Here is a 2,235-nt window from a genome sequence, read left to right as displayed (position 1 = left end):
CATCCTGATCGCCGGCGGCGACGAGGCTTTCCGGACACTGGCCGGCGGGCCGGAAGACGATACCGAGGAGGCCGCGGCAGCGGTCGCCAAGGCCGGCCTCGGCAAGGGCGACTGCCTGATCGCCATTTCCGCCAGCGGCACGACGCCCTATGCGGTGCGGGCCATCGAGGAAGCTGCTCGCCGTGGGGCTGCCACCATCGGCATCGCCAACAACAGGGACTCGGCCCTGCTTCGCCAGGCGCAAACCGCCATCCTGCTCGAAACGCCGCCGGAGCTGATCGCCGGCTCGACGCGCATGGGCGCCGGCACCGCCCAGAAGATCGCGCTCAATATGCTGTCGACGCTGACCGCGGTGCATCTCGGCCACGTCCATGACGGCTACATGGTCAATCTGATGGCCGACAACATCAAGTTGCGCGACCGCGCGGCGCGCATCGTCGCCGCCGTCAGCGGGCGCGGCACGGACGAAGCGGCCCGCCTGCTCGAGAAGAGCGGCGGCGCGGTCAAGACCGCCATTCTGCTTGCCGCCGGCGCCGACAGCGCCGATGCGGCGCAGAAGATACTGGAAGAGGCCGGCCAGAAGCTGCGGCCAGCCCTTTCCGCGCTGGAGCATGATCCCGAAAAGTGGAACCCGCTTTTCGGAAAAGATCATGCTCGAACAAAGAAGTAGGGCCTGTTTCATCCCGATTTCCATCGGGGTGAAATGGGCTTGCGAGGGGAGCAAGGGGCGCACTGCCTCCGTTCTCATCAAAACCGAACCTGAAAAAGGTCAACAGGGAGACTGAGCATGACAACGAAACTACTGACGGCACTGCTTCTGGGCACCAGCATTCTCGGCTCCGCCGGGGTGGCTTATGCCGGCGACGTAACGCTCAACATCGAAAGCTGGCGCAGCGACGACCTTGCCATCTGGAAGGACAAGCTGATCCCGGCTTTCGAAGCCAAGAACCCGGGCATCAAGGTGGTGTTCGCACCATCGGCGCCTCCCGAATATGACGCCGCCCTTGGCGCCAAGCTCGCTGCCGGCTCGGCGGGCGACCTGATCACCTGCCGCCCGTTCGACAAGTCGCTTGCACTGTTCAAGAAGGGCAACCTCGCCGACCTCTCGGCGCTGCCCGGCATGGAGAATTTCTCGCCGGTGGCCAAGTCCGCCTGGCAGACCGACGACGGCAAGGCGAGCTTCTGCGTGCCGATGGCCTCGGTCATCCACGGCTTCATCTACAACAAGGACGCCTTCGACAAGCTCGGCATCAAGGTGCCGACGACCCGCGACGAGTTCTTCGCCGCGCTCGACAAGATCAAGGCCGACGGCACCTACATCCCGATGGCGATGGGCACCAAGGACCTCTGGGAAGCTGCGACCATGGGCTATCAGAACATCGGCCCCAACTACTGGAAGGGCGAAGACGGCCGCGCTGCCCTGATCAAGGGCGACCAGAAGCTGACCGACAAGGACTGGGTCGCGCCGTATGAGGAACTGGCCAAGTGGAAGCCTTATCTGGGCGACGGCTTCGAGGCGCAGACCTATCCGGACAGCCAGAACCTGTTCACCCTCGGCCGCGCCGCCATCTACCCGGCCGGCTCGTGGGAAATCGGCCTGTTCAACACCCAGGCCCAGTTCAAGATGGGCGCCTTCCCGCCGCCGGTCGAGAAGGCCGGCGACACCTGCTACATCTCCGACCATACCGATATCGGCATGGGCCTGAATGCGGCCTCGAAGAACGCCGATGCGGCCAAGACCTTCCTGTCCTGGGTCGCCTCGCCGGATTTCGCCACCATCTACGCCAACGCGCTGCCGGGCTTCTTCAGCCTGAACTCCTCGCCGGTGAAGATGGCGGACCCGCTGGCGCAGGAATTCGTCTCCTGGCGCGGCAAGTGCAAGTCGACGATCCGCTCGACCTACCAGATCCTGTCGCGCGGTACGCCGAACCTCGAAAACGAGACCTGGGTTGAATCGGCCAACGTCATCAACGGCACCGATACGCCGGAAGCGGCGGCCAAGAAGCTGCAGACCGGTCTCGACAGCTGGTACAAGCCGGCCAAGTAAGCGCTCAGGCTGAGCGCTGCTGATCTCCCCCCCTCGAGGGGGAGATGTCGCCGAAGGCGACAGAGGGGGTCGGTGGAGGCAGGCCGCGACTTGATCGTTGCTGGAAAGCACGGTCAAATGTCGATGGCGCGCTGCCTTGACCGACCCCACCCGCCTCGCTTCGCGAGGCACCCTCCCCTCGAGGGGGA

At 64.8% G+C, this 2,235-nt stretch carries 2 protein-coding genes; both read left to right on the top strand.

Translation table 11 applies throughout. The features are described 5' to 3' along the window. The coding region (locus FCU66_RS40540) for an N-acetylmuramic acid 6-phosphate etherase (protein WP_136625521.1) at nucleotides 1-670 on the top strand (670 nt) is incomplete at its 5' end. Between the two features lie 117 nt (nucleotides 671-787). Further along, entirely contained in the window at nucleotides 788-2,047 is a 1,260-nt protein-coding gene (locus tag FCU66_RS40535) for an ABC transporter substrate-binding protein (RefSeq protein WP_136619546.1), read from the top strand. Nucleotides 2,048-2,235: the final 188 nt, after the last annotated feature.

Source organism: Mesorhizobium norvegicum, from assembly GCF_004919685.1.
In the GTDB taxonomy this organism is placed as follows: domain Bacteria; phylum Pseudomonadota; class Alphaproteobacteria; order Rhizobiales; family Rhizobiaceae; genus Mesorhizobium; species Mesorhizobium norvegicum.
Note: the sequence above shows the minus strand (reverse complement) of the source record. Positions and strands in the feature narration are given on the sequence as shown.